The following is a 26,384-nucleotide window of genomic DNA, read 5'->3' on the forward strand; positions in this document are numbered from 1 at the left end:
AACACCGCCGACACATGCGGAACGTATGGTCAACCAACGTTGTTTGACGACGGCGATCCGGGCCTGCCCGAGGACCCCATCCGTCTGTGCACCCTGACGAGAGGTAGACGTCTTGCTCACAGCCAGCCGTTCGACGTGCCACAAGCGCGCGACGACCCTGCATCCGACGGACCGGGAGGCCCCCCGTGCCTAGGAGGCTCCCCCCACTGCGCACGCTCCGCGACTCCCTCGTCGCGCTGGGCCTGCTCGCGGCGACCCTGACCGGCGTCGCCGCCGCGGCCCCCGCCGCGACCGCCGAGACCACGGCGGACCAGTCGATCATCGCCTGGGTCCGCGTGCAGGGCACGAACGAGAACCTGACGGGAGTCACCGTCGAGCTCGGCGGCGACGCCACGGCGACCCTCACCACGGGCGAGGACGGCCGCGCCGTCTTCCCGCTCGAGGAGGCCGGCACGTTCAGCGTCACCGTCGACGAGGAGACGCTCCCCGCCGACAAGGGCTACCCCGCCGCGGGGCAGAACCCGAAGCAGGTGACCATCGTCTCCTCGCAGAACCAGATCGTGAACTTCATCGTCTCGACGGCGAACCCGATCGGGACGGGCGCCAGCGCTCCGGTCCCCACCGACTCCGCTGCCCCGACGAACCCCGCCACCGAGGGCACCACCGGGAACGACGCGACGAACCCCGACGGGACCTCGACCGCGGCGAACCAGCCGGTCACAGCGAACACCTTCTGGATCATCTTCTGGCCCAAGGTCGTCACCGGCCTGATCTTCGGCCTGCTGATCGCCCTGGCGGCGATCGGCGCCTCGCTGATCTACGGCGTCACCGGACTGAACAACTTCGCCCATGGCGAGCTGGTCACGTTCGGCGCCCTGATGGCGTACCTCTTCTCCGGGGTCTTCGGACTGCCGGCCCTGCTCGCGATCCCGATCGCGGTGATCCTCGGCGGGGCGTTCGGCTTCGTGCAGGACGGACTGCTCTGGAAGCCGCTGCGGAAGAAGGGCATCCAGCTGATCCCGCTGATGATCGTGACGATCGGCCTCTCGCTGGCGCTGCGCTACGTCTTCGTCTTCTTCTTCGGCGCCGACCGGCTCTCGCTGCCCAACAGCACCGCTCCGTTCTTCACGGTCCCCGAGCTCGGCATCAGCCTGAAGTTCACCGACCTCGTCGGCGCGGCCGTCGGCGTCGTCTGCATCGTCGGCGTGGCCCTCCTGCTCACGAAGACGAAGATCGGCAAGGCGATGCGCGCGGTGTCCGACAACCGGGCGCTCGCGTCCGCCTCGGGCATCAACGTCGAGCGCGTCATCCGCGTGGTCTGGGTGCTCTCCGGAGCCCTCGCCGCGCTGGCGGGCGTCTACATCGGCTACTACCAGTCGCTGCGCTGGGACACCGGAGCGTCGATCCTGCTGCTGATCTTCGCGGCGATCACACTCGGCGGCCTCGGCTCCGCCTACGGAGCGCTGGTCGGCTCGCTCATCATCGGCCTGATGATGAACATCTCGACGATCTGGATCCCGGAGAACCTCAAGTACGTGGCTCCGCTCGTCCTCATGATCATCATCCTGCTGGTCAGACCGCAGGGCATCCTCGGTCGCAAGGAACGGATCGGCTGACACCATGAACCTCAACTTCATCTGGCTGGCGATCGGGCAGATCGTCGACCCCACCGTCGCCGCCTACGCGCTCGCGACCATCGGCCTGGTCATCCACTTCGGATTCACCGGTCTCCTCAACTTCGGACAGGCCGGCTTCATGGCGGTCGGCGGCTACGCCTTCGCCATCACCTCGGTCAAGTTCGAGTGGCCCGTCTGGGGCTCCCTGCTCGCGACCATCGTCGCGGCGACCCTGTTCGCCCTGATCCTCGGCGTCCCGACGCTGCGGCTGCGGGCGGACTACCTCTCGATCGTCACCATCGCGGCGGCGGAGATCGTCCGGCTCTCGGTCAAGACACCCGAGTTCTCGGCGGTCACCGGCGGCTCGGAGGGCATCAACGGCGCGGCGCGGGCCTTCAACGACCTGAACCCGCTGCCGGAGGGGCGCTTCGGCATCGGCATCCTCACCTACAACCAGGACCAGTGGTGGGTCCGCATCGTCGGCTGGAGCCTCGTGCTGCTGGCCTGCCTGCTGGTCTTCCTGCTGATGCGCAGCCCCTGGGGCCGCGTCATCAAGGGCATCCGCGAGGACGAGGACGCCGTGCGCTCGCTCGGCAAGAACGTCTTCTCCTACAAGATCCAGGCGCTGATCCTCGGCGGCGTGCTGGGCGGCCTGGCCGGAGCACTGTTCATCCTGCCCCGCTCGCTGCAGCCCGACAACTACGGCACCCAGCTCACGTTCTTCCTCTACACGATCATGCTGCTGGGCGGCGCCGCGACGGTCTTCGGCCCGGTCGTCGGCTCGATCATCTTCTGGGTCGTCCTCGGTCTGACCGACGGACTGCTCACGCTGGGGATCGACACCGGGGTCCTGAACAACGACCTCATCAAGCTCACGACGGTGCAGACCGGACCGATCCGGTTCATCGTGGTGGGTGTGGCCCTCATGCTCCTGGTGATCTTCAGACCACAGGGCATCTTCGGCAAGAAGAAGGATCTGCACTTTGCCTAAAACGCCGGTCTCGGACATCACCGAGCAGGAAATCGTCCCCGGGGTCACGAAGAAGGACCCCATCCTCGTCGCCGACGGCGTCAGCCGCCGCTTCGGCGGCCTGACCGCGGTCGACGTCGCCCACGTCGAGATCCCGCGCGGCTCGATCACCGCCCTGATCGGCCCGAACGGCGCCGGCAAGACGACGTTCTTCAACCTGCTGACGGGCTTCGACAAGCCCAACACCGGGCGCTGGAACTTCAAGGGCAAGAACCTCGCGAACGTCCCCGCCTACAAGGTGTCGCGGATGGGCATGGTGCGCACGTTCCAGCTCACCAAGGCCCTCGGCGGCATGACCGTGCTCGAGAACATGCTCCTCGGCGCCAAGGGCCAGAAGGGCGAGAACATCCTCACCTCCCTCATCCGGCCGCTGTGGTCGAAGGAGGAGGAGACGATCGAGGCCCGGGCCATCCGGCTGCTCGAGAAGTTCAAGCTCGACACCAAGAAGGACGACTACGCGTCGAGCCTCTCCGGCGGCCAGAAGAAGCTGCTCGAGATGGCGCGCGCCCTGATGTCGGAGCCCGAGCTGGTCATGCTCGACGAGCCGATGGCGGGCGTGAACCCGGCGCTGACGCAGTCGCTCCTCGGGCACATCGTGAATCTCAAGGCCGAGGGCATGACCGTGCTCTTCGTCGAGCACGACATGCACATGGTCAACACCATCGCCGACTGGGTGATCGTGATGGCCGAGGGCAAGGTCGTCGCCGAGGGCCCGCCCTCGACCGTGATGAACGACCCCGCGGTCATCGACGCCTACCTCGGCGCCCACCACGACACCGACCTCGGCACGATCGAGGGCCAGCTCGAGGTGGCTGAGGAGATGGACTCGGACCTGGTCCGCGAGGACGTCGAGCACCGCGCCGAGGCGGCCGGCGTCGACGTGCACCACACCCACGGGGAGCACGCCGCGACGGCCACTGCCGACGCGCCCCCGGCCGACGGCGCGACCGCCGGCACGACCGCGACGGCCGCCCCCGCGGACGCCGCCCCGACGAGCATCGCGCCGACCACCGACGCGCCCGCCGTCGACTTCGGAAAGGACGAGAAGTGACCTCCAACACGCTCGAGACGCACGACCTCCACGCGGGCTACGTCCCCGGGGTCAACATCCTCAACGGGTCGAACGTCTACGTGAAGAAGGGCGAGCTCGTCGGCATCATCGGCCCCAACGGCGCGGGCAAGTCCACGCTGCTGAAGGCGATGTTCGGGCTGGTGAACATCCGCCAGGGCACCGTGCTGCTCAACGGCGAGGACATCACCGGCTTCAAGGCCGACAAGCTGGTCTCGAAGGGCGTCGGCTTCGTGCCGCAGAACAACAACGTCTTCCCGTCGCTCACCATCGAGGAGAACCTCGAGATGGGCATGTACCAGAAGCCGAAGATGTTCAAGGAGCGGCTCGAGTTCGTCACGGAGCTCTTCCCCGAGCTGACGAAGCGGCTGAAGCAGCGCTCCGGCTCGCTCTCGGGCGGTGAGCGGCAGATGGTCGCGATGTCGCGGGCGCTGATGATGGACCCGTCGATGCTGCTGCTCGACGAGCCGAGCGCCGGTCTCTCGCCGATGCGCCAGGACGAGACGTTCGTCAACGTCCAGCGGATCAACCGCGCGGGGGTGTCGATCATGATCGTCGAGCAGAACGCCCGCCGCGCGCTGCAGATCTGCGACCGCGGCTACGTGCTCGATCAGGGCCGGGACGCCTACGAGGGTCCGGGCCGCGAGCTGATGAACGATCCGAAGGTGATCGAGCTCTACCTCGGCACGCTCGCGACGACCAACGAGGTCACCACGAGCACGCCCACCGTCGGCGGCTGAGGCCGCCGCACCGTCCGGGGCCCGTCGTCCGCCGAGAGGCGACGGCGGGCCCCGTCGTCGTCCAGGAGGAGGACCGGATGCGCCGCAGCATCGCGCTGCTCGTCGTCGCGGTCGCGGCGGGGCTCCTGGCCGGCTGCGCGCCCGGACCGGTGTCCGAGCTCCCCGCCGGCGTCTCGATCGCCGTGCAGCAGAACCGCGACGACTACGGTCCCCGCCGGATCGAGGTCCTGGTGACGAACGACGCGGACGAGCCGCTCGACGTCTGGGAGGCGCGGCTGGACTCGCCCGCCTTCACCGACCCGGCCGTCACGGACGGGCCCACCACGATCCGCCCGGGCACGACGACCGCGCTCCGCCTGCAGCTCGCCCCGCCCGACTGCGCGGGGACCGGCTCGGACGCCCGGGTGCGCCTCGCCTTCACCCGGGGAGCCGTCTCGGGGACGGCCGTGATCGCCCCGGCCGACCCGCTCGGCACCCTCTCCCGCGTGCACTCCGAGGACTGCCTGGCGCAGCGGGTGGCCGAGCTGGTCTCGATCGTGCCCGGGGACGCCGTCACGGTCGCCCAGGAGGGCGGGGAGAGCGTCGCGCACCTGGAGGTCGCCCTGAGCCCGACGGGCGCGGAGGGCGGCGTGAGGATCGACTCGATCGGACGCACGATCCTGCTCCGGCCCGCGTCCGGCGAGGACGCCTGGCCGGTCGGTGTCCGCGTCGACGCGGCCTCCCCGTCGACCCGCGTCGACCTGGCGATCGTGCCGAGCAACTGCAACACGCACACGGTGTCCGAGGACAAGCGCGGGACGTTCCTGCCGGTCGCCGTCGTCCTCGACGACGGCACCTCGGGGGTCGTCTTCGTCGGAGTCGACGACGCGGTCCGCGGGGCGATCTACCGCTTCATCGCCGAGGACTCCTGCCACTGGGAGTGAACCCGCCGGCCCGAGGACATCGAGTCTCTCTCTGCGGGGGCGTCCCCCATCCGAGGGCCGGGGAGAAGGTCCGTGTGCCGTAATTTTGGTGACACGAAACGTCGGCGCCACCGGCTCGGCCCTCCGCTCCTCCCCCTCGAACACGGGGCGGACACCGGCCCTTCCGGCACCGATTCCTTCCCCTTCCGCGGCCCTCTCGGGCGCCGCGATCCCCGTCCTCGAAGGAGCCGTCCCATGAAGAGCTACACCCCCGCGCCCGTCGCCCTCGGCGCGACCTTCGGCACCGGCGCGATCGGCGACTACGAGCGCTGGTCGGTCGTCGGCGTCTACGCGCAGGTCGTCATCGCCGAGACCACCGGCGGCAAGCGGCGCAACTACAGCCGCTCGTTCGTCACCTACCGCCTCGCCCAGGAGGCGGAGCTGCTGCGCGCCTCCTGAGCCGCACCGAGCACTCCGCGAGCGCGCGTCCCCCCGGGGGCGCGCGCTCGCTGCGTTCGGGCCCGTGCACGTCCACGGGATCTCGATACGCCCTCTGCGAGGGCTACTCGATCAGCATGACCGCGCCTGACCCTGATGGTGCCGATCGAGCCGCCGCCCTCTGCATGCTGGTCGAGTAGCCGCGCAGAGGCGTATCGAGACCCACCGAGCACACACGTGCCGGTGGAGGAGAGGCGTCAGGACCCGCGCCGCCCGGGCACGACGAAGGGGCCCGGTCGGATGACCGGGCCCCTTCGCGCGTCGCGGCCGGAGCCGCGGGCGTGGTGCTAGTTCAGCGAGCCGTCGACGGTCTCCTCGAACGAGGTGACGTTGCCGGGGCCGTACTTGTAGATCGACACCGACGCCTCGGTCGGGTCGCCGTTCTCGTCCCACGAGATCGGGCCGGAGAGGCCGTCGTAGTCGATGTCCTCACCGTCGGCGAGCATCGTGGCGCAGTCCGCGAACGTGGTGCACTTGGTGCCCTCGGTCGAGACGTCCTGCAGGTTGTCGCGGATGGTCGCTCCGTCCGTCGCGCCGCCCTTGAGCGCCGCGAGAGCGGCGAGCACGGTGGCGTCGTAGGACTCGGGCGCGTAGCTGAACACCGTCAGCGCGTCGTTGCCCTGCTCCTCGACGAGAGCCTGGAGGTTCGACTGGAACTCGTCCGACGCCTGCACACCGGGGTTGGTGAACTGCGCGCCGTCGATGTCGACGTTCGTGTCCGCGTCGGTGATGACGCCGTAGTTGCCGTCCGTGCCGTAGAGGTTCGCGAAGTCGAAGCCCTTGGCCGCGAGCTGCTCGGCGATCGTCGTGATCTCGTCGAACGAGATGACGACGAGCGCGTCCGGGTTCGGAGCGAGCAGCGTGGTCAGCGCCGAGTTGAAGTCGGTCGAGGCCGGCTCGAAGATCTCCTCGGCCGCGACGGTCGCGCCGCCCGCCTCGAGGGTCTCCTTGATGTTCGACTCGAGGCCGGTGCCGTACGCGTCGTTCAGGTACAGGATCGAGACGTTGGTCTTGCCGTCGCCGAGGATCTTGTTGCCGAGGATGCGGCCCTGGAGGACGTCCGACGGGGCGGTGCGCCAGTAGTAGCCGTCGTCCTCGTAGGTGGTGAAGTCCGGCGAGGTGTTGGCCGGCGAGATCTGGACGACGCCCGCCTGGGTCACCTGGTCGATGAACGTCTTCGAGACGCCCGAGGAGGCCGCGCCGATGATGACGCTGGCGCCGTCGGCGATGAGCGACGTCGCGGACTGGGTCGCGATGTCGGTCGTGGTGTCGCCCGAGTCCTTCTGCTCGACGTCGACCGTGATGCCGGCAGCGGCGTCGTTGATGTCCTTGACGGCCAGGTCGACGCCCGCGATCTCGGGCGGGCCGAGGACGGCCAGGGTGCCGGTCTGCGGGAGGATCGTGCCGATCTTCAGGGACAGGTCGCCGGACTCGCCGCCACCGGTGCCCGCGTCTCCGCCGCCGCCGCTGGCGCAACCGGCGAGGACGAGAGCGCTGGCGCCCAGGAAGGCGACTCCGCCGAGGGTCGCCCGGAGGGATCGCGTACGGGCCGTCCCGGCCTTCGCGTGAACGCGCATGTTTCTCCTTGAGAGGTTCTGTCGTGGGAGCGGAGCCGGAGGCAACCGCTCGGCCAACCTAACCTTCGGAGAAGCCGTGAACAATACGGGGGTGTTTCAGATGCGTTTCGCGACCTGATCGTTACTTTCCGTCGTCGGAGCGCTCTCCCGCGACGCGATCCGCACGTCAGACCGCCAGACGACGCCTCCGGCGCTCGGCCGAGACGAGGTCGACTGAGAAGATCGCCAGGGCCGCCCAGACGAGCGCGAAGCCGATCCAGCGCTCCGGCGGCATCTCCTCGTGCAGGACGAACGCGCCGACGACGAACTGCAGCACGGGCGTCAGGTACTGGATGAAGCCGACGATCGACAGCGGGAGCCGCCGGGCCGCCCCGGCGAACAGCAGCAGCGGGACCGCCGTGACGATCCCGGCCGAGGCGAGGATGAGGGCGTGCCCCGTCCCCTCCGTGCCGAGCGTCAGCCCGACCATCGAGCCGACCACCAGCAGCTGCACGATCGCGAGCGGCGTGAGCCAGAGGGTCTCGAGCGTGAGACCGCTCACCGCGTCCAGGCGGCCGCCGACCCGGCTCTTGACCAGGCCGTAGAGGCCGAAGGAGAAGGCGAGCGCCAGCGAGACCCAGGGGAAGGCGCCGTAGCCGACGGCGATGACGAGGACGGCGACGGCGCTGATCGCCATCGCGACCCACTGCGCCGGGCGCAGGCGCTCGCGCAGGACGATCACGCCGAGCAGCACGGTCACCAGCGGGTTCATGAAGTAGCCCAGCGCCGCCTCGATCACGTGACCGGTCGTGGTCGCGATGACGTAGACCTGCCAGTTGATGTAGATCAGCACGCCCGCGATCGCCATGACGCCCAGCAGCCGCGGGTCGCGGAAGAGCGCCGTGAAGCCGCGCCAGCTGCGGGTCACGGTCAGCAGCAGCAGGCAGAAGACGAGCGAGAAGAGCACCCGCAGCGCGACGATCTCGAACGGGGAGGCGGGCGCCATCGCGATGAAGTAGAGCGGCATCGCGCCCCAGAGCAGGTACGCGGAGAAGCCGAACCACAGTCCGGTCGACGACAGGGCCCCGCCGGCTCCCTTCACGGGGAGCGCCTCGACGCCCTCGCCGGCAGCGGCGTCGCCCGCGGTGGGCGAGGCGGGGGCGGAGTCGGAGGGGACGCGGGAGATCGGCACCCGATCGATGCTACGCAGCCCCCGCACCCGGAGACCGCCCGGAACGGCCACCCGGCGTCGGGATCAGGCCACCGGTCGCGAAGGGGACCGGAGACCGCGGCGGGCCGGGCGACTTCCCTCACGGAGACGACCGCCGGGAACGACGAAGGGCCCGGCGACTCCCCTCACCAGGGCCCACCGCCGGGAACGACGAAGGGCCCGGCGACTCTCGTCGCCGGGCCCTTCGGGGATCCGTCTCTAGCGGACCACGACCGCGAGGACGTCGCGGGCGGAGAGGACCAGGAGGTCGTCTCCACCGAACTTGACCTCGGTTCCGCCGTACTTGGAGTAGATGACCTTGTCACCGACGGCCACGTCGAGCGGGACGCGGTTGCCGTTGTCGTCGATGCGGCCGGGGCCGACGGCGACGACTTCGCCCTCCTGGGGCTTCTCCTTGGCGGTGTCGGGGATGACGAGTCCGGAAGCAGTGACCTGCTCGGCCTCGACCTGCTTGATGACGATGCGATCTTCGAGCGGCTTGATGGACACCGACACGGTTGACCTCTTTCTTGACGACGACGGGGGCGGAGCGCCGCCGTTGGCAGACACGCTCCGAGAGTGCTAGCTCCACTGTAGAGGCTCCGCTGGCACTCGTGCAATCAGAGTGCCAGACAGGCGCGCCGCGACCGGCGGAGGCCGTGGCCTAGCATGGCCGGATGCAACGCGCCGAGCTGGTCGAGCTCCTCTCCCCCGAGGGGCTCCGGCTCCTCGACTCGCTCGACGGCTACCGCGCGGACGACCTCGTGCGGGCCGTCGCCTCGCTCCGCTCCGCCGGGCACTCGCCGGGACTGGTCTCCGCCGTGCTGACGCAGGCGCGGCTGCGGGCCAAGGCGACCGCGAAGTTCGGCGAGTTCGCCCGGTCGATGCTCTTCACGGACGCCGGGCTCGAGCAGGCCACCCGCCTCCGCGTCGCGGCGCTGCACGCCGGCCGCTTCGCCTCCGCCGGCCTGACCCGGATCGCCGACCTCGGCAGCGGGATCGGCGGCGACGCCCTGGCGATGGCGGCGATCGACCTCGAGGTGACGGCCGTCGACGCGGACGAGATCACCGCCACGCTCGCGAGCTTCAACCTCGCTCCCTTCCCCTCTGCGCAGGCCGTCCACGGCGACGCCGAGTCGTTCGATCTGGGCGGCGTGGACGCCGTCTACCTCGACCCGGCCCGCCGCACCGCCGGCCACCGCGAGACGCGCCGCCTGGACGACCCGGACGACTACTCCCCCTCGCTCGACTTCGCCTTCGGCCTCGCGCGCGAGCGGCCCGTCGGCGTCAAGGTCGGCCCCGGCTTCGATCGCGAGCGGATCCCCGCCGACGCGGAGGCGCAGTGGGTGTCCGTCGACGGCGAGCTCGTCGAGACCGGCCTGTGGTTCGGCGCTCTCGCCCGGCCGGGCGTCCGCCGCTCCGCGCTCCTGCTCCAGGCCTCGGGCGCCGTCGAGCTGACCGCGCCCGCCGACAGCGAGGACGAGGAGGTGGGCGACCTCGGCGCCTACGTCCACGAGCCCGACGGGTCGGCCATCCGCGCGCGCCTGCTCGGCGAGCTCGCCCGCGCGAGCGGATCGCGGATGCTCTCGCCCGGGATCGCCTATCTCACCGGCGACGAGCCGTCCGCGTCGCCGTTCCTCCGCAGCTTCCGGGTGCTCGCGGAGCTGCCGCTCGACGAGCGCACGCTCGCGCGCGAGCTGCGCGCCCGCGGCATCGGCGTGCTCGAGATCAAGAAGCGCGGGGTCGACGTCGATCCGGCGCGCTTCCGCAGGAAGCTCGGACTGGCCGGACGCGGCAGCGCCGTCCTGATCCTCACCAGGATCCAGGGGCGCCACCGCGCGCTGCTCGCCGAGCGCGTCTCCTGAGCAGCGGCGCGCCGAGCGGGCAGCCGGTCGCTCAGCCGCCCGAGGAGGCGACCGCGTCCAGGGCGACCACGAAGAGCACGATGGTGACGGCCAGGTAGATCAGCGAGACCAGCACGCCCGCGATGCCGGTGATGATCGCCGTCAGCGCGAAGCCGCGGGCCCCGGGCTCGCGACGGCGGCCGAGGACCCCGAGCACGATCGCGGGCGCGGACAGGATGAAGCCGAACCCCCAGCCGAAGATCGAGATCACCAGGCCGACGATGCCGAGGATCATGCCGGTGAGGCTGAGCGTCTTGGGCACGGTCGTGGGCGCCGGGACGTACGCGTACTGCGGCGGCACCGCGGTGGGCGCCGGGGGCAGCGGCGTGCCGTAGGCGGGCGGCACGGCGTCGCGGGCGTCCTCGCGGGGCGCCGACGACGGGCCGGCGGAGTACGCGGGCGGCGCCGGGGGCACGGGAGGAGCAGGGGGGACGGGAGGGCGGCCCGGGCGGTCGTCGGGACCGGGCTGGCTGCTGTCGCTCATGCCTGGAAGTCTAGGACGAGGGCGGTGCCGGCCTCAGGAGGGCAGGTAGCCGTCCGTCCGCAGACCGCCGACGAAGGCCGTGTACAGGACGACGCCGAGCACCAGCAGGACGAGCGCGAGGTAGCCGAGGAGGAAGCCGGCGATCGCGAGCCCGCGACCGCGCTGACCCGAGCGGCGCGCCTGCGCGAAGCCGACGTGACCGAGCACGATCGCGGCGGGGGCGAGTCCGAGGATGCCGCAGATCAGCGCGGCGACGGCGAGGCCGTTCAGCGGCGGACGGGGTGCGGGCGCGCCCGGGTGGCCGTAGCCCTCGGCGTACCCGTCCGACGGGACGGCGGAGCCCGGTTCCCCGGGTCCCGCCGCCTCCGCCGGCTCCGTCGGGGGCGCGTACGTCGGCGACGGCGGTCCGGAGGGCGGCGCGTACCGCGGCGGCGGTGCCGCGGACCCCGCTGCCGGATCGCCGGTGGTGTCGTCGTTCACGTCGCCCTCCTCGAGCCCCGCACGCCCTCGCCCCCTGCGGCGGGCGTGCTGTCGATCAGTAGTTCGTCGTCGTGCTCGCCAGGCCGGCGAGGGAGAAGAGGGCGACGGCGGAGATGATGGTGATGATGATCGCGACGAAGCCGATCACGACGGCGGCGATCGCGAGACCGCGCCCGCGCTCGCCGGTCCGCTTGATCTGCGACAGGGCGATGAAGCCGAGGACGATGCCGACGATCGAGACGAAGAACGAGGCGATGAAGCCGATGATCGCCAGGATGTTGTAGCGGTCGGAGGCGGGCGTGTACGGAGTGGTCATGGCGGATCCCCTTGATCAGGAACGGGTGAGTGCGCTCAGCGTGGCAGTGCCGTCGGAGGGCTGTCAAAAGGCTGGACGGCGCTTGTGACGCGGAACGTCGCTGCGCTAGAGAGCTAGCGGACCTGGATCTCGGTCACCGGCAGCGTCGAGTCGGCGCCGAAGGACAGGCTCGACGGTGCGTGCCCGGCCTCGATCAGCTGCGCGCCGAGCGCCGCGATCATCGCGCCGTTGTCGGTGCAGAGCGAGAGCGCGGGGATCCGCAGCGTCACCCCCGCCGCGGCGCAGCGCTCCTCGGCGAGCTCGCGGACCCGCGCGTTCGCGACCACTCCCCCGCCCAGCAGCAGCCGGGGCACCCCGCGGTCGACGCACGCGGCGATCGCCTTGGTCAGGAGGACGTCGGCCACCGCCTCGCGGAAGCTCGCGGCGACGTCCGCGATCGGGACCTCCTCGCCGGCGTCCTGCCGCTTCTCCACCCAGCGCGCGACCGCGGTCTTCAGCCCGGAGAAGGAGAAGTCGTAGCGGTGCTTCTCCCGGTCCTTCGGCAGGGTGAGACCGCGCGGGAAGCGGATCGCCCGCGGGTCGCCGTCGGCGGCGACGCGGTCGATCTGCGGACCGCCCGGGTAGGGCAGGCCGAGCACGCGGGCGACCTTGTCGAACGCCTCGCCCGCCGCGTCGTCGATGGTCTCGCCGAGCAGCTCGACGTCCGAGACCAGATCGCGCACGTGCAGGAGCGAGGTGTGCCCGCCCGAGACGAGCAGCGCGATGGTGGGCACCTCGACCGGGCTGCCCGCGCTGCCGTCGGCGCGCAGGACGTCGGCGCCGACGTGTCCGACGAGGTGGTTGACGGCGTAGAGCGGCTTCCCCAGCGCGAGCGCCAGCGCCTTCGCGGCGCCGACGCCGACCATCAGCGCCCCGGAGAGGCCCGGGCCGCTGGTGACCGCGATCGCGTCGAGCTCCTGCAGCGAGACCCCCGCCTCGGCGAGCGCCGTCCGCAGCGTCGGCTCGAGCGCCTCGAGGTGGGCTCGGGCGGCGACCTCGGGCACCACGCCGCCGTAGCGCGCGTGCTCCTCCATCGAGGAGGCGATCGTGTTGGCGAGCAGCGTCGTGCCGCGGACGATGCCGATGCCGGTCTCGTCGCAGCTGGTCTCGATGCCGAGGACGAGCGGACCGGCGGTCATGGCGACTCCTGTCGAGGGGCGGGGAGCGGGGCGCGCATCACGAGCGCGTCGACTCCGTCGGGCTGGTAGTAGGCGGGGCGGACGCCGATCTCCTCGAAGCCCTCCGAGCGGTAGAGCGACTGGGCGGCCGGGTTGTCGGCGCGGACCTCGAGGAAGACCTCGCGGGCGCCGCGCTCGGCGGCCGCGGCGACGAGCGCGCGCAGCAGGCGGCGGCCGAGGCCGGCGCGACGGGCGGTGGCCAGCACCGCGATGGTCTGGACGTCGCCCTCGTGCGCGCCGACCGGGCAGAGCAGCCCGGCGTAGCCGACCAGCTCGCCCGCGTCCTCGGCGACGAGGTAGCGGGTGTGCCGGCTCCGGATCTCCTCGCGCATCATGGTGCGCGACCAGGCGTCGCTGGTGAACTCCGACTCCTCGATCGCCATGATCGCGTCGAGGTCGTCCACGGTGGCCTCGCGCAGCTCGGCGCTCACGCGGTGACCCGCTTCGGGCCGGCGGAGAGCGTCACGTCGGGCGAGCGGAGGTAGAGGGGCTCGTCCTCGGCGGGGGCGCGGCCGGCGGCGCGGGTGAGCGCGGCGACGACGCCGAGCTCCGCGGCCGACACGGTCTCGGCGTCGAGACGCGGGAGCTCGGGGAAGGGCAGCGCGGGCGGCTTGTCGAGACCGGGGCCGGCGGTGCGGACGGGGAGGCCCTGCTCGTCGAGGCCGGCGTAGGCGCTCCAGTAGAGCTCGCGCCGGCGCGCGTCGGTGACGACGAGGAAGCCGTCGGCGCCGCCGTGGCGCAGCGCGGCGAGCGCGATCGCGTCGTGCGAGACGACGGGGAGGACGGGCACCTCGCGGCCGAAGGCGAAGGCGCGGGCCGCGGCGATCCCGACGCGCAGGCCCGTGAAGGGCCCGGGGCCCATGCCGACGGCGACGGCCTCGATCGCGTCCGGGCCGACGCCCGCGGCCTCGAGGGCCTCCTGGATCAACCGGCCGACGACCTCGGCGTGCCGCATGGTGTCGGTCTCGGTCCGCTCGGCGCGCACCGCGCCGTCGAGGCCGACGACGGCGACGGAGGTACCGGAGGAGGTGTCGATCGCGAGCAGCACCCTGACAGGCTACCCGCGGGCGGCGACGCAGCCTGCGGTGGAGCCCGCGGCGCAGCGGCCCCTCCATGCTGGTCGATCAGCCGCGCAGCGGCCCTTTCATGCTGGTCGAGTAGCCGCGCAGCGGCCCGTTCATGCTGGTCGAGTAGCCGCGCAGCGGCGTATCGAGACCCACCCACCGAACGACGGTGGATCTCGATACGCCCTCTCCGAGGGCTACTCGATCAGCATGAGAGGGCCCTCTCCGAGGGCTGCTCGATCAGCATGCAGCGAGCCCACCCACCGACGACGCTCGGCCGTCAGGCCCAGCCCGTGCCGCGGAAGCGCACCGTGCGCGGCTCGATCGGCTCCACGCCGTCCTCGGCGTCGGAGCCGCCGGTCGGGCGTTCGAGGACGACGTCGAGCCACGACTCCGCGACGCCGTCGAGCAGCCCCGCGCCCCACTCCACCACGACGACCGAGTGCTCGAGGTCGAGGTCGAGGTCGTCCAGCTCCACCGCGGAGCCGACGCGGTAGGCGTCGACGTGCACCAGCGGCGGGCCCCCGTGCAGCGAGGGGTGCGTCCGTGCGATCACGAACGTCGGGCTCGTCACCGGCCCGCGGACGCCGAGGCCCTCGCCGAGACCCCGGGTGAACGTCGTCTTGCCCGCGCCCAGCGGCCCGGTCAGCACGAGCAGGTCCCCGGCGCGCAGCACCCGGCCGAGGGAGCGGCCGAGCTCCTCCATCGCGTCCGGATCCGCGACCTCGACGGTGCGGTCGGCGAACCAGGCGCGCTCAGGCACGGACGGCGCCCGCCGGGCCGCCGACCGTCCGGCGCGGGACCCGGTGCCCGATCCGCGTGACGAGCTCGTAGTTGATCGTCCCGCAACAGCGCGCCCACTCGTCGACGGAGGGGACCCCCGTGGTCGGGTCGCCCCACAGCGTCACCGGATCGCCGACCTCGACGGGGGCGTCGCCCACGTCCACGACGAACTGGTCCATCGCGACGCGGCCCGCGATGCGGTGCCGACGCCCGCCGATCGCCACCTCGGCGACCCCCGAGGCCGACCGCGGGATCCCGTCGGCGTAGCCGAACGGCACCAGCGCGAGCGTCGTCTCCCCGGCGGCGCGGTAGGCGTAGTCGTAGCTGACGCCCGTCCCGGCGGGCACCCGGCGCACTCCGGCGACGCGGCCCTGCAGCGTCATCGCCGGCACGAGGCCGAGGCCGAGGGAGGTCTCGTCGTCGAACGGCGAGAGTCCGTAGACGCCGATGCCGGTGCGCACCTGGTCCAGCCGCGCCTCCGGCAGCCGGAGCGCGGCGGCCGTCGCGGCGAGGTGCACCATCGGCGCCGGCGTGCCGTGGTCGCGCAGCACCTCCTCGGCCCGGCGGAGCACGGCCAGCTGCTCCAGGTCCTCCTCGCGGGAGGTGTTCGAGAGGTGCGAGAACAGCCCCGTCAGCAGCAGCGAGCCGCGCGCCGCGTGGTGGGCGAGGCTCTGAGCGAGCAGCGGCCACTCCGCCTCCGCCGCGCCGTTCCGGCTGAGACCGGTGTCGACCTTCAGCTGCACGGCTCCGCGGACACCGCGATCCTCGGCGGCCTGCGCCAGCCGGTCGAGCTGCGCGACCGAGGAGACGGCGACGTCGATCCCGTGCTCCAGGGCCGCGTCGAAGTCCTGCTCGGGGTCGTGCAGCCAGCAGAGCACGGGCGCGAGGATCCCGGCCTCGCGCAGCGCGACCGCCTCCTCGAGGTCCGCGGTGCCGAGGGCGTCCGCGCCGCCGGCGAGAGCGGCCTGCGCGACCGGGAGGGCGCCGTGGCCGTAGGCGTTCGCCTTGACGACCGCCATCAAGCGCGGGGCCGCCGTCAGCGCGCGCAGCCGGGCCGTGTTCGCTGTGACGGCGTCGAGGTCGATCAGGGCCTCGCGGTAGGCCAGCGGAGCGATCACGACTCCACCACCACGAAGGCGCAGGCGACACCCGCGTCGTGGCTCATCGAGACGTGCACCCGGGCGATCCCGCGCGCCTCGGCCGCGATCCGCGCGGCGCCGTGCAGGGCGAAGGAGGGGTTCCCGTGCTCGTCGCGCTCGATGACCATGTCGTGCCAGCGCGCGCCGGCCGAGTCGCCCAGCGCCTTGATCAGCGCCTCCTTGGCAGCGAAGCGCCCGGCCAGTGACGCCGTCGGGAGGTCGCGTTCGCTCTCGGCGAACAGCCGCTCCCTGAGGCGTGGGGTGCGGCTGATCGCCCGCTCGAAGCGCGCGAGATCCACCACGTCCACGCCGATCCCGACGATCACGGCAGGGTCACTCGACCGTGACCGACTTGGCGAGATTGCGCGGCTGGTCGACGTCCAGGCCCTTGGCCGAGGCCAGCTCCATCGCGAACATCTGCAGCGGCGTCACGGCGAGCAGCGGCTCGAACAGCGGGTCGGCCAGCGGGATCGGCACGACCTCGTCGGCGATCTGGATCGCGGCCGCGTCGCCCTGCTCCGCGATCGCGATGACCCGGGCTCCGCGAGCCTTGATCTCCTGGATGTTCGAGATCACCTTGCGCTGCAGCTCGTACGACTCGCTCGGGCTCGGCACGATCACGAAGACGACCTGGCCCGGCTCGATCAGCGCGATCGGGCCGTGCTTGAGCTCGCCGGCGGCGAAGCCCTCGGCGTGGATGTAGGCGAGCTCCTTGAGCTTCAGCGCGCCCTCGAGCGCGACCGGGTAGCCGACGTGGCGGCCCAGGAAGAGCACCGCGCGGGTGTCCGCCATCCAGCCGGCGAGCTGGGCGATCGCCTCGGAGGCGTCCAGCACCCGGGAGAGCTTCTCGGGGATCGCGGCGAGCTGCGCGGCCTGCGACGCGATCAGCTCGGGCGAGGACGCCCCGCGCACCGCGGCCAGGTGCAGGCCGAAGAGGTAGAGCGCCGCGATCTGCGCGACGAACGCCTTGGTCGAGGCGACGGCGACCTCGGGGCCCGCATGGGTGTAGAGCACCGCGTCGGACTCGCGCGGGATGGTCGCGCCCTGCGTGTTGCAGACGGACAGCGTCTTGGCGCCCTTCTCGCGGGCGTACTTGACGGCCATCAGCGTGTCCATCGTCTCGCCGGACTGGCTGATCGAGATCACCAGGGTGCGCGGGGTCAGCACCGGGTCGCGGTAGCGGAACTCGTGGCTGAGCTCGACCTCGACGGGCACGCGGGCCCACTGCTCGATCGCGTACTTGGCGACCATGCCCGAGTAGGCGGCGGTGCCGCAGCCGATCACGGTGATGCGATCGATCTCGGCGAGGGTCGCGTCGAGCGCCTCGAGCTCGGGCAGCGCGACGGCGCCGTCGTGGAGGCGGCCGAGCAGCGTCTTGGCCACGGCCTCCGGGCCCTCGCTGATCTCCTTGGCCATGAAGCTGGACCAGCCGCCCTTCTCGGACGCGGACGCGTCCCAGGCGATCTCGAACGGCTCCGTCTCGACGGCGTTGCCGAAGAAGTCGGTCACGGTGACGAGGTCGGGGGTGATCGTGACGATCTGGTCCTGCCCGATGGCCACCGCGCGGCGGGTGAACTCGACGAAGGCGGCCACGTCGGAGCCGAGGAAGTTCTCGCCGTCGCCCAGCCCGATGACGAGCGGCGAGTTGCGACGAGCCCCGACGACGACGCCGGGCTGATCCTGGTGCAGCGCGAGCAGGGTGAACGCGCCCTCGAGACGGGCCACGACGGCCTGGAACGCGAGCACCAGGTCGCCCGTGCGGCGGTGCTCCCGGGCGATCAGGTGCGCGGCGACCTCGGTGTCGGTCTCGCTCTCGAAGACCGCGCCCTCGGCGAGCAGCTCCTCCTTGAGGGGCTGGAAGTTCTCGATGATGCCGTTGTGGATGACGGCCAGGCGCCCGTCGTCCGCGAGGTGCGGGTGCGCGTTGCGGTCGGTCGGGCCGCCGTGGGTCGCCCAGCGGGTGTGCCCGATGCCGGTCGTGCCCTGCGCGATGGGGTGCGCCTCCAGGTCGTCGACCAGGACGCTGAGCTTTCCGGAGCGCTTGCGGCTGTCGATCGCGCCGTCGGCGTCGATCACGGCCACACCGGCGGAGTCGTATCCGCGGTACTCCAGTCGCTTCAGGCCCCCGAGCAGCACGGCCAGGCTGTCGCGCGCGCCGACGTATCCAACGATTCCACACATGGGCTCGATCCTAATCGCGCGCGGGACCGCTCCTGCGGCGACGGGGCCGAACCGCACCGGCCGCTAGGATCGGTCGAATGTCGTCGTCAGCTCGCGAACCCGGGCGCGAGGCGCACCCCTCCCCGTTCGTCGAGATCGTCCGCTCCGACTGGGCCGAGCTCGCCCGCAGCACCGACCTGCCGCTGAGCGAGACCGAGGTCGTGCAGCTGCGCGGGCTCGGCGACCGGCTGAGTCTCACCGAGGTCGCCGAGGTCTACCTGCCGCTGTCGCGACTGCTGACCCTCTACGCCGGCGGCGCGCGTCAGCTGCACCGGGCGACGAGCACGTTCCTCGGCGAGCGGGCGCAGCCGACCCCCTTCGTGATCGGCGTCGCCGGCTCGGTCGCCGTCGGGAAGTCGACCATCGCGCGCCTGCTCCGCGAGCTGCTCGCGCGCTGGGACGACACCCCCCGCGTCGAGCTGGTGACGACGGACGGCTTCCTCCTGCCGAACAGCGAGCTCGAGCGGCGCGGGCTGATGAGCCGCAAGGGCTTCCCGGAGTCGTACGACCGGCGGGCGCTGCTGCGCTTCGTCTCGGAGGTGAAGGGCGGGGCCGCCGAGGTCCGCGCGCCGTTCTACTCGCACCTGTCCTACGACATCGTGCGCGACGCGGAGATCGTCGTGCGCCGTCCCGACGTGCTGATCGTCGAGGGGCTGAACGTGCTCCAGCCGCCCGCTCCCGGGCACGGCCTCGCGGTCAGCGACCTGTTCGACTTCACCGTCTACGTCGACGCCCGCACGAGCGACATCGCGCGCTGGTACGAGGAGCGCTTCCTCGCCCTGCAGCAGGGCGCGTTCGCCAGCCCGAACTCGTACTTCCACCGCTACGCCTCGCTGACGCCCGACGAGGCGCGCGCCCGGGCCCGCAGCATCTGGTCCTCGATCAACGAGCCGAACCTGCTGCAGAACGTGCGGCCGACGCGCTCGCGCGCGAGCCTCGTCCTGCGCAAGCAGGCGGACCACACCGTCTCCTCGGTGCTCCTCCGCAAGATCTGACGCGGGGTCTCGATACGCCCCTGCGGGGCTACTCGACCGGCATGCCGCGCAGGCGGACCGCACACCCCATGCTGATCGAGTAGGCCGCGCAGCGGCCGTATCGAGATCCACCCGCATCGATCACGTGGGTCTCGATACGCCCCTCCGGGGCTACTCGACCAGCATGGACGGGACTACGCCGCGACGCGCAGCTGCTGCAGCACGACCGCCGCGAGCGACTCCGCCAGGCGGTCCGCCGTCTCCTTGGTGGAGGCCTCGACCATCACGCGGACCATCGGCTCGGTGCCCGAGGGGCGCAGCAGCACGCGTCCACCGGTGCCGAGCTCGCGCTCGGCGTCGGCGATGGCCGCCGCGATGACGGCGTCGTCGTGCACGCCCTCGCGGTCGACGCCGCGGACGTTGACGAGCGTCTGCGGGAACACGCGCATCACGGAGGCGAGCTCCGCGAGCGTCCGCCCGGTGCGCGCGACCTCGGCCGCGAGCTGCAGACCGGTCAGGACGCCGTCGCCCGTCGTGGCGAAGCGGCTCATGATGACGTGGCCGGACTGCTCGCCGCCGAGGGAGTAGCCGCCGTCGTTCATCGCCTCGAGCACGTAGCGGTCGCCGACCCCCGTCTCGATCACGCGGATGCCGGCGTCGGCCATCGCGGTCTTGAGTCCGAGGTTGCTCATCACCGTGGCGACGAGCACGTTGTCGCGGAGGACTCCGCGGCGCGCCATCGAGGTGGCGAGGATCGCCATGATCTGGTCGCCGTCGACGACGCGCCCCTCGGCGTCGACCGCGAGGCAGCGGTCGGCGTCGCCGTCGTGGGCGATGCCGAGGTCGGCGCCCGCCTCGCGGACCGCCTCGGCGACGTGGTCGAGGTGGGTCGAGCCCACCCCGTCGTTGATGTTGATGCCGTCGGGGTCGTTGCCGATCACTGTGACGGTCGCGCCCGCGTCGGTGAAGACCTCGGGAGAGATGCCCGCGGCGGCGCCGTGCGCGCAGTCGATGACCACGTGCAGTCCGTCCAGGCGGGTGCTGCCGAGCGAGCCGAGCAGGTGCAGGACGTAGCGGTCCTCGGCGTCGGCGAAGCGGCGGATCCGGCCGACGTCCGCACCGAGCGGCGTCAGCGCCGGGACGCCGAGGGCCGCCTCGATGCGGTTCTCGAGCTCGTCCGGGAGCTTGCGGCCGCCGGCCGCGAAGAACTTGATGCCGTTGTCGGCGGCGGGGTTGTGCGACGCCGAGATCATCACGCCGAAGTCGGCGCTCTCGTCGGCGATGAGGTAGGCGGCGGCCGGAGTGGGGATCACTCCCGCGTCGAGCACGTCGACGCCGGCGCTGGCGAGGCCCGCCGCGACGGCGGCCCCGATGAACTGGCCCGAGATCCGAGGATCGCGGGCGAGCACGGCGAGAGGCCGACGGCCCTCCGCCCGGGCGGCCGCACCGAGTACACGGGCGGCCGCCTGGGCGAGGCCGAGGGCCAGGTCGGCCGTGACGTCGCGATTCGCGAGGCCACGGACGCCATCTGTTCCGAACAGGCGCGGCATGGTGCCATTCCCCTTCTGAAGCTGCTGATCGGCGGCCGCAGGGGCCGCAGCGACTAGCGCTTCGAGAACTGGGACGCCTTGCGGGCCTTCTTGAGACCGGCCTTCTTGCGCTCGATGACGCGAGCGTCGCGGGTGAGGAAGCCGGCCTTCTTGAGGATGGCGCGGTTGTTCTCGCGGTCGATCTCGTTCAGCGCGCGGGCGATGGCGAGGCGCAGGGCGCCGGCCTGGCCGGAGGGGCCGCCGCCGGTGATCTTCGCGACGACGTCGTACGAGCCGAGGAGGTCGAGGACCTTGAACGGGTCGTTGATCAGCTGCTGGTGCAGCTTGTTGGGGAAGTACTCCGCGAACTCGCGGGCGTTCACGGTCAGGCTGCCGGAGCCCGGGACCAGGCGCACGCGGGCGATGGCCTGCTTGCGACGGCCCACGGCTGCGCCGGAGACGTTGAGGACGGCGCGAGGCGTCGAGGACGCCTCGGTGGCCGGGCTTTCGGTGGAGTAGCTCTCGGGAGCCACGTCGATCTGGTCTGCGATCTTCGCCACGGTGTAGGTGATCCTTTGTCTTCGAAGTCTGGGGTGTCGGGGAGGGCCGGAGCCTACTGGGCGACCTGGGTGAAGGCGTACGCCTTGGGCTGCTGAGCCGCGTGAGGGTGCTCGGTGCCCGTGTAGACCTTCAGCTTGCGCAGCTGCGCACGACCGAGGGAGTTCTTGGGGAGCATTCCGCGGATGGCCTTCTCGACGGCGCGGATCGGGTTCTTCTCGAGGAGCTCGGCGTACGTGGTGGCCGTGAGGCCGCCCGGGTAGCCGGAGTGGCGGTACGCCTTCTTCTGGAGGAGCTTCTGGCCGGTGAGGGCCACTTTCTCGGCGTTGACGATGATGACGAAGTCGCCCATGTCCATGTGCGGCGCGAACGTCGGCTTGTGCTTGCCGCGCAGGAGCGCAGCGGCGTGGGTGGCCAGACGGCCGAGCACGACGTCGGACGCGTCGATGACGATCCAGTCGTGCTGGACGTCAGCCGGCTTCGGAGAAAAAGTGCGAGTCACGTGAGTGCTGCTTTCTGATCGGAGTGAGGAGTTCGTGAATCCCGCTCCGTGGCCGTTCGACCCGCGAGGGGGCCGAACCGATCCGGTGGAGGGCTCAACTTCGGGTGCCGGCACACGGCCGAGAACACCAAGGGTCGACGCTACAGCAAACGGGCCCGGAGCGGAAGCTCGCGAGCCCCCGCCGTCGCCCGCCGAGGCGCGCGAGCACTCAGAGCGACTCCTGCTCCAGCGCGGTCAGGACCTCGGTGGCGAGCGACTCCAGCGCCGCCTGCCCGCCCACCGCCGAGCGGATCGAGAGCAGCCGGTCCCCCGCCAGCACGACGAGGGTCGCCGCGGGGTCGACGGCCGGGTCGCCCGCGCGGAAGAAGGCGTCGTCCCCCAGGTCGCTCGGCACCGCGGAGCCGACGGACTCCTGCGCCTCGAACGCGCCGGCGACGTCGCCGGTCGCCGTCTGCAGGACCAGCGCCGCCGGGTTCCCCGCCATCGCCCAGGCGCAGCCGGACCCCTGCTCCGAGGTCGTGACGAAGCCCGCGGGCAACTCGAGCACCGCCTCGATCGATGTGATCGGCAGCACGGCGGCGCAGTCGAGCGACTCCACGTCGGCGGCCCCCGGGGTGGGCGCCCCCTCCCCCGCGGTGGGATCGGTGCTCGGCGCGACGGTCTCGACCGGGGTCGCGACCGGCGGAGCCTCGTCCGGCACGTCGAGCGCCGCCGAGGAGCAGCCCGCGAGCAGCAGAACCGCGGGCAGGACGAGCGCGGCGGCGAGACCGGCCGCGCGGCGGCTCCGGCGGGTCACGCCTCGTCCTCGCTCTCGTCAGCCGTCCCGGGCAGGGTCCGCTTCACCCGGGTGAGCGCGGCCCGCTCCGCCAGCTCGGAGTCCTCGGGGTAGTCGACCTCGCGCAGGATGAGGCCCCGCGCCGGCATCACGGCGAAGGCGTTCGTGCGCCGGGCGGACTCGCGCAGCAGTGGCAGCTCTCCCGCGCCGAGCTTCCCGATCCCCACCGCCACGCAGGAGCCGACGAGCGCCCGCACCATGCTGTGGCAGAAGGCGTCGGCGCGCAGGTGCGCGTGCAGGACGCCGTCGTCATCGCGCTCCCAGGTGAAGTCGAGCAGGCTGCGGATCGTGGTGGCGCCGACGCGGGCGCGGCAGAACGAGGCGAAGTCGTGCAGCCCGAGCAGGGACTCGGCCGCCCGCTCCATCAGGCTCTCGTCCACCGCCTCGTTGATCCACGTCGTGTAGGTCCGCTCGAGGGGCCGGCGCAGGGACGACCGGTCGGCGAGCCGGTACTCGTAGCGGCGCCAGCGCGCCGAGAAGCGCGCGTCGAAGCCGTCGGGCGCCCGGCTCACCCGATGCACGGAGACGTCCGAGTACTGGCCGAGGATGCCCTGGAGCTTGCGCTGGAGCACGACCTCCGGCTCGACCGCCTCCGTCCCGGCGCGGGGCCGGCCGTTCAGGCGGGACCACTGCTCGGGCGTGAGGTCGAGGTGCGCGACCTGCGCACTCGCGTGCACTCCGGCGTCGGTGCGTCCCGCGACGGTGACGACCGTCCGCTCCTCGGAGCGCAGGACGAGGCCGAGCGCGTCCTCGAGGACCCCCTGCACGGTGCGGAGCCCGGGCTGGAGCGCCCAGCCGTTGAAGTGGGAGCCGTCGTAGGCCAGATCGAGGCGGACGCGGTGAAGCACCCGACGAGTCTAAACCTGCCGCGGGACGCGTCCCGGGTGCTCCGGTCAGCCTGCGGAGAGGCGCACGCCGAGCGAGTCGAGGACCGCGACGGCCCACTCCGCGAGCAGGTCCTGGTCGCCGACGAACGACTCGACGCGGAGCTCGTATCCGCCCGCCAGCACGGCGAGCTCGGACGGCGCGGTGGCCGACCCCTGGATCCGGTACGCGGCCTCGCCGAGCGGTACGGGGACGGCGCCGACCGCCTCCCCCGCGCCCTGGAACGTCTCGGCGAGCCGTGCGGGCCCGACCGTCACGACCACGGCGGCCGGGTTGCCGGCGATGCCGTAGGAGCAGGAGTCCCCGCTCTGCACCAGCGTCGCCGTCTCCGCGGGCAGGCCGACGCCGGTCTCGACGACCGCCGCGGGCAGGGCCGCCGCGCAGTCGAGCTCCGGCCCCGCGGAGGGAGCGACCGTGGCGGTCGCGGTCGGCGAGGGGGCGACGGCGGCGCTCGGCGAGGCGGAGACCGCGGACGCCGGCACGTCGACGACGGGGGTGGAGGAGCATCCCGCGAGCAGGGTGACCGCGGCGAGGAGGAGGACCGGGTGGTGCGAGCGGACGGGACACCTCCTGCTGGACGACGCCGGCGAGGGTGCCGGCGAACCGGCCACGACCCGTCCGGGCGTCGGACGATTCCGCCATCGTAAGCGACGTTCCGCGACACGCGGAAACGACGAGAGCCCCCCGTCCCGGTGGGGGCGGAGGGCTCTCGACGAGTGCGCGGGACTACTTGGTGGTGCTGGTTCCCTCGACCGGGGCGTCCTCGACGGGAGCGTCCTGGACGGTGGCGTCGGCCTCGGTCGTGTCGGCGACGGGCGCCTCCTCGACGGTGGCGTCCTCGGTCGGCGCGGTCTCGACGGTCTCGTCCTCGACCGGAGCCGAGACGGGAGCGGCGGAGGTGCGCGACTTCTTGACCTTCGGGGTCACGGGCTCGAGGACGAGCTCGATGACCGCCATGGGCGCGTTGTCGCCCTTGCGGGGGCCGATCTTCGTGATGCGGGTGTAGCCGCCCTCACGCTCGGCGACGAGCGGCGCGATCTCGGTGAAGAGCTCGTGCACGACGCTCTTGTCGCCGATGGTCGCGAGGACGCGGCGGCGGGCGTGCAGGTCGCCGCGCTTCGCGAACGTCACCAGACGCTCGGCGAGGGGGCGCAGGCGCTTGGCCTTGGTCTCGGTCGTCTTGATGCTCTTGTGCGTGAACAGGGCCGCGGCCAGGTTCGCGAGCAGCAGACGCTCGTGTGCGGGACCGCCTCCGAGGCGGGGGCCCTTCGTGGGCTTGGGCATGGCTTTACTCCAGTACTAAAGGGGTGTCAGAAGGTCGAACGCCGGAGCGGGAGACCTAGATGCTCTCGTCGTCGTAGCTGTAGAAGTGGGCGCCGTCGAACCCGGGGACCGAGTCCTTCAGCGACAGGCCCAGCTCCGTCAGCTTCTCCTTGACCTCATCCACCGACTTCTGACCGAAGTTGCGGATGTTCATGAGCTGCGTCTCCGAGAGGGCGACGAGCTCGTTGACGTTGTTGATGCCCTCGCGCTTGAGGCAGTTGTAGCTGCGCACCGAGAGGTCGAGGTCCTCGATGGGCATGGACAGCTCGGTCGAGAGGACGGCGTCGACCGGCGCGGGGCCGATCTCGATGCCCTCGGCCGCGTTGTTCAGCTCGCGCGCGAGTCCGAAGAGCTCGGTGAGCGTGCGACCGGCGGACGCGATGGCGTCGCGCGGCGTGATGGCCGGCTTCGACTCCACGTCGACGACCAGGCGGTCGAAGTCGGTGCGCTCGCCGGCACGGGTGGCCTCGACGCGGTAGGTGACCTTGAGCACGGGCGAGTAGATCGAGTCGACCGGGATCTGGCCGGCCTCGGAGAACTCGCTGCGGTTCTGGGTCGCCGAGACGTAGCCGCGGCCGCGCTCGATGGTGAGCTCGAGCTCGAACTTCGCCTTGTCGTTCAGGGTCGCGATGACGAGGTCCGGGTTGTGGATCTCGACACCGGCCGGAGCCGAGATGTCGGCGGCGGTGACCTGGCCGGCGCCCTGCTTGCGCAGGTAGGCGGTGATCGGCTCGTCGTGCTCGGAGGAGACGACGAGTCCCTTGATGTTCAGGATGATCTCGGTGACGTCCTCGCGGACGCCCGGGACGGTCGTGAACTCGTGCAGCACTCCGTCGATCCGGATGCTGGTGACAGCGGCGCCGGGGATGGAGGACAGCAGGGTGCGACGCAGCGAGTTGCCGAGCGTGTAGCCGAAGCCGGGCTCGAGGGGCTCGATGACGAAGCGGGAACGGAACTCCGAGATGTTCTCCTCGGTGAGCGTCGGACGCTGTGCGATAAGCACTGTTGATTCCTTTCGATCACGTGTCCGCTATATGACACGTGCGTTTGCGAGTCTGAAGTTGTGAAAGAAATGCGCGATCCGCCGGTCGGCCCCACGCCGCACCCGGGGGTGCTCCGTGCGGCCGACCGACGGCTGCGAGTGCTGCGTTAGACGCGACGGCGCTTCGGCGGGCGGCAGCCGTTGTGCGCCTGCGGGGTGACGTCGTTGATCGAGCCGACCTCGAGGCCTGCGGCCTGGAGCGAGCGGATCGCGGTCTCGCGACCCGAGCCCGGGCCCTTCACGAAGACGTCGACCTTCTTCATGCCGTGCTCCTGCGCCTGGCGCGCGGCCGACTCGGCGGCGAGCTGGGCGGCGAACGGCGTCGACTTGCGCGAGCCCTTGAAGCCGACTCCACCGGACGAGGCCCAGCTGATGACGGCCCCGGCGGGGTCGGTGATCGACACGATGGTGTTGTTGAACGTCGACTTGATGTGGGCCTGGCCCACAGCGATGTTCTTCTTCTCCTTGCGGCGCGGCTTGCGCGCGGCCGACTTGGGGGTAGCCACTT

General features: G+C 71.7%; 30 protein-coding genes. 8 read left to right on the forward strand and 22 right to left on the reverse strand.

Annotated elements, in window-relative coordinates:
- The first annotated feature begins 185 nt into the window (after window positions 1-185).
- The 6 genes from HQQ82_RS06145 (at window position 186) to HQQ82_RS06170 (ending at window position 5,816) form a co-directional block, all read left to right on the forward strand.
- Window positions 186-1,616, forward strand: a complete 1,431-nt coding sequence (locus tag HQQ82_RS06145; RefSeq protein WP_367947834.1) for a branched-chain amino acid ABC transporter permease — start codon at window positions 186-188, stop codon at window positions 1,614-1,616.
- A 4-nt stretch (window positions 1,617-1,620) separates the two neighbouring features.
- On the forward strand, window positions 1,621-2,607 hold the full coding sequence (locus HQQ82_RS06150) for a branched-chain amino acid ABC transporter permease (protein WP_173232108.1): 987 nt from the start codon (window positions 1,621-1,623) through the stop codon (window positions 2,605-2,607).
- Window positions 2,600-3,697 (forward strand): ABC transporter ATP-binding protein, encoded by a 1,098-nt coding sequence (locus HQQ82_RS06155; RefSeq protein WP_173232109.1) that lies wholly within the window; start codon window positions 2,600-2,602, stop codon window positions 3,695-3,697. Before HQQ82_RS06150 ends, HQQ82_RS06155 begins: the two co-directional genes overlap by 8 nt.
- Entirely contained in the window at window positions 3,694-4,455 is a 762-nt protein-coding gene (locus tag HQQ82_RS06160) for an ABC transporter ATP-binding protein (RefSeq protein ID WP_173232110.1), read from the forward strand. The genes HQQ82_RS06155 and HQQ82_RS06160 overlap by 4 nt, the downstream gene beginning before the upstream one ends.
- A gap of 77 nt (window positions 4,456-4,532) precedes the next feature.
- A complete protein-coding gene (locus tag HQQ82_RS06165) occupies window positions 4,533-5,378 on the forward strand; it encodes a hypothetical protein (RefSeq protein WP_173232111.1) in 846 nt (281 codons plus the stop codon).
- 234 nt (window positions 5,379-5,612) lie between these two features.
- The gene (locus tag HQQ82_RS06170) at window positions 5,613-5,816 is read left to right on the forward strand and encodes a hypothetical protein (protein ID WP_123445088.1); all 204 of its coding nucleotides are present in this window, start codon (window positions 5,613-5,615) and stop codon (window positions 5,814-5,816) included.
- A gap of 326 nt (window positions 5,817-6,142) precedes the next feature.
- Here HQQ82_RS06170 and HQQ82_RS06175 read toward each other — a convergent pair whose 3' ends face one another.
- From HQQ82_RS06175 to groES, 3 genes are all read right to left on the reverse strand, one after another.
- Entirely contained in the window at window positions 6,143-7,432 is a 1,290-nt protein-coding gene (locus HQQ82_RS06175) for an ABC transporter substrate-binding protein (protein WP_173232112.1), read from the reverse strand.
- Between the two features lie 166 nt (window positions 7,433-7,598).
- A complete protein-coding gene (rarD, locus tag HQQ82_RS06180; protein ID WP_367947858.1) occupies window positions 7,599-8,513 on the reverse strand; it encodes an EamA family transporter RarD in 915 nt (304 codons plus the stop codon).
- A gap of 327 nt (window positions 8,514-8,840) precedes the next feature.
- Entirely contained in the window at window positions 8,841-9,137 is a 297-nt protein-coding gene (gene groES / locus HQQ82_RS06185) for a co-chaperone GroES (protein WP_068251574.1), read from the reverse strand.
- A gap of 161 nt (window positions 9,138-9,298) precedes the next feature.
- On the opposite strand from groES, the gene HQQ82_RS06190 reads away from it, so the two are divergent.
- Window positions 9,299-10,486, forward strand: coding sequence for a class I SAM-dependent methyltransferase (locus HQQ82_RS06190; protein ID WP_173232113.1), 1,188 nt, complete (start codon window positions 9,299-9,301; stop codon window positions 10,484-10,486).
- Window positions 10,487-10,517: 31 nt separating this feature from the next.
- Here HQQ82_RS06190 and HQQ82_RS06195 read toward each other — a convergent pair whose 3' ends face one another.
- The 10 genes from HQQ82_RS06195 to glmS all read right to left on the reverse strand — a co-directional run bounded on the left by HQQ82_RS06195 (window position 10,518) and on the right by glmS (window position 18,189).
- Window positions 10,518-11,009 carry a DUF4190 domain-containing protein gene (locus HQQ82_RS06195; protein WP_173232114.1) on the reverse strand — a complete coding sequence of 164 codons (492 nt, stop codon included), beginning with the start codon at window positions 11,007-11,009 and terminating at the stop codon, window positions 10,518-10,520.
- Between the two features lie 33 nt (window positions 11,010-11,042).
- A complete protein-coding gene (locus HQQ82_RS20525; RefSeq protein WP_173232115.1) occupies window positions 11,043-11,489 on the reverse strand; it encodes a DUF4190 domain-containing protein in 447 nt (148 codons plus the stop codon).
- A 55-nt stretch (window positions 11,490-11,544) separates the two neighbouring features.
- Window positions 11,545-11,805 carry a DUF4190 domain-containing protein gene (locus HQQ82_RS06205; protein ID WP_173232116.1) on the reverse strand — a complete coding sequence of 87 codons (261 nt, stop codon included), beginning with the start codon at window positions 11,803-11,805 and terminating at the stop codon, window positions 11,545-11,547.
- 113 nt (window positions 11,806-11,918) lie between these two features.
- Window positions 11,919-12,983 (reverse strand): tRNA (adenosine(37)-N6)-threonylcarbamoyltransferase complex transferase subunit TsaD, encoded by a 1,065-nt coding sequence (tsaD, locus tag HQQ82_RS06210; protein WP_173232117.1) that lies wholly within the window; start codon window positions 12,981-12,983, stop codon window positions 11,919-11,921.
- Complete coding sequence (gene rimI, locus HQQ82_RS19490) at window positions 12,980-13,453, reverse strand: ribosomal protein S18-alanine N-acetyltransferase (protein ID WP_367947835.1); 474 nt, start codon at window positions 13,451-13,453, stop codon at window positions 12,980-12,982. Before rimI ends, tsaD begins: the two co-directional genes overlap by 4 nt.
- Entirely contained in the window at window positions 13,450-14,070 is a 621-nt protein-coding gene (tsaB, locus tag HQQ82_RS19495) for a tRNA (adenosine(37)-N6)-threonylcarbamoyltransferase complex dimerization subunit type 1 TsaB (protein WP_367947836.1), read from the reverse strand. The genes rimI and tsaB overlap by 4 nt, the downstream gene beginning before the upstream one ends.
- Window positions 14,071-14,366: 296 nt before the next feature.
- On the reverse strand, window positions 14,367-14,792 hold the full coding sequence (tsaE, locus tag HQQ82_RS06220; RefSeq protein WP_173232365.1) for a tRNA (adenosine(37)-N6)-threonylcarbamoyltransferase complex ATPase subunit type 1 TsaE: 426 nt from the start codon (window positions 14,790-14,792) through the stop codon (window positions 14,367-14,369).
- Window positions 14,793-14,841: 49 nt separating this feature from the next.
- On the reverse strand, window positions 14,842-15,987 hold the full coding sequence (gene alr, locus HQQ82_RS06225) for an alanine racemase (protein ID WP_173232118.1): 1,146 nt from the start codon (window positions 15,985-15,987) through the stop codon (window positions 14,842-14,844).
- Window positions 15,984-16,334 carry a holo-ACP synthase gene (locus tag HQQ82_RS06230; RefSeq protein WP_173232119.1) on the reverse strand — a complete coding sequence of 117 codons (351 nt, stop codon included), beginning with the start codon at window positions 16,332-16,334 and terminating at the stop codon, window positions 15,984-15,986. The genes alr and HQQ82_RS06230 overlap by 4 nt, the downstream gene beginning before the upstream one ends.
- A 7-nt stretch (window positions 16,335-16,341) precedes the next feature.
- The gene (gene glmS / locus HQQ82_RS06235) at window positions 16,342-18,189 is read right to left on the reverse strand and encodes a glutamine--fructose-6-phosphate transaminase (isomerizing) (protein WP_173232120.1); all 1,848 of its coding nucleotides are present in this window, start codon (window positions 18,187-18,189) and stop codon (window positions 16,342-16,344) included.
- Between the two features lie 77 nt (window positions 18,190-18,266).
- Here glmS and coaA point away from each other — a divergent pair, with 77 nt between their 5' ends.
- Complete coding sequence (coaA, locus tag HQQ82_RS06240) at window positions 18,267-19,223, forward strand: type I pantothenate kinase (protein ID WP_173232121.1); 957 nt, start codon at window positions 18,267-18,269, stop codon at window positions 19,221-19,223.
- Between the two features lie 173 nt (window positions 19,224-19,396).
- Here coaA and glmM read toward each other — a convergent pair whose 3' ends face one another.
- From glmM to rpsK, 9 genes are all read right to left on the reverse strand, one after another.
- Window positions 19,397-20,752: a phosphoglucosamine mutase gene (gene glmM, locus HQQ82_RS06245; protein WP_173232122.1), complete on the reverse strand. Its 1,356-nt coding sequence runs from the start codon at window positions 20,750-20,752 to the stop codon at window positions 19,397-19,399.
- A 53-nt stretch (window positions 20,753-20,805) separates the two neighbouring features.
- Entirely contained in the window at window positions 20,806-21,291 is a 486-nt protein-coding gene (gene rpsI / locus HQQ82_RS06250; protein ID WP_123445075.1) for a 30S ribosomal protein S9, read from the reverse strand.
- A 53-nt stretch (window positions 21,292-21,344) separates the two neighbouring features.
- Entirely contained in the window at window positions 21,345-21,791 is a 447-nt protein-coding gene (gene rplM / locus HQQ82_RS06255; protein ID WP_123445074.1) for a 50S ribosomal protein L13, read from the reverse strand.
- A gap of 208 nt (window positions 21,792-21,999) precedes the next feature.
- Complete coding sequence (locus HQQ82_RS06260; protein WP_173232123.1) at window positions 22,000-22,587, reverse strand: hypothetical protein; 588 nt, start codon at window positions 22,585-22,587, stop codon at window positions 22,000-22,002.
- Window positions 22,584-23,474 carry a tRNA pseudouridine synthase A gene (locus tag HQQ82_RS06265; protein WP_173232124.1) on the reverse strand — a complete coding sequence of 297 codons (891 nt, stop codon included), beginning with the start codon at window positions 23,472-23,474 and terminating at the stop codon, window positions 22,584-22,586. Before HQQ82_RS06265 ends, HQQ82_RS06260 begins: the two co-directional genes overlap by 4 nt.
- Before the next feature lie 45 nt (window positions 23,475-23,519).
- Window positions 23,520-24,122 carry a hypothetical protein gene (locus tag HQQ82_RS06270; RefSeq protein WP_173232125.1) on the reverse strand — a complete coding sequence of 201 codons (603 nt, stop codon included), beginning with the start codon at window positions 24,120-24,122 and terminating at the stop codon, window positions 23,520-23,522.
- A gap of 115 nt (window positions 24,123-24,237) precedes the next feature.
- Window positions 24,238-24,795: a 50S ribosomal protein L17 gene (gene rplQ, locus HQQ82_RS06275; RefSeq protein WP_173232126.1), complete on the reverse strand. Its 558-nt coding sequence runs from the start codon at window positions 24,793-24,795 to the stop codon at window positions 24,238-24,240.
- Between the two features lie 55 nt (window positions 24,796-24,850).
- Complete coding sequence (locus HQQ82_RS06280; RefSeq protein WP_123445069.1) at window positions 24,851-25,837, reverse strand: DNA-directed RNA polymerase subunit alpha; 987 nt, start codon at window positions 25,835-25,837, stop codon at window positions 24,851-24,853.
- Between the two features lie 146 nt (window positions 25,838-25,983).
- Entirely contained in the window at window positions 25,984-26,382 is a 399-nt protein-coding gene (gene rpsK / locus HQQ82_RS06285) for a 30S ribosomal protein S11 (RefSeq protein ID WP_056037257.1), read from the reverse strand.
- Window positions 26,383-26,384 lie beyond the last annotated feature (2 nt).

Source organism: Rathayibacter sp. VKM Ac-2856, assembly GCF_013205055.1.
Taxonomy (GTDB): domain Bacteria; phylum Actinomycetota; class Actinomycetes; order Actinomycetales; family Microbacteriaceae; genus Rathayibacter.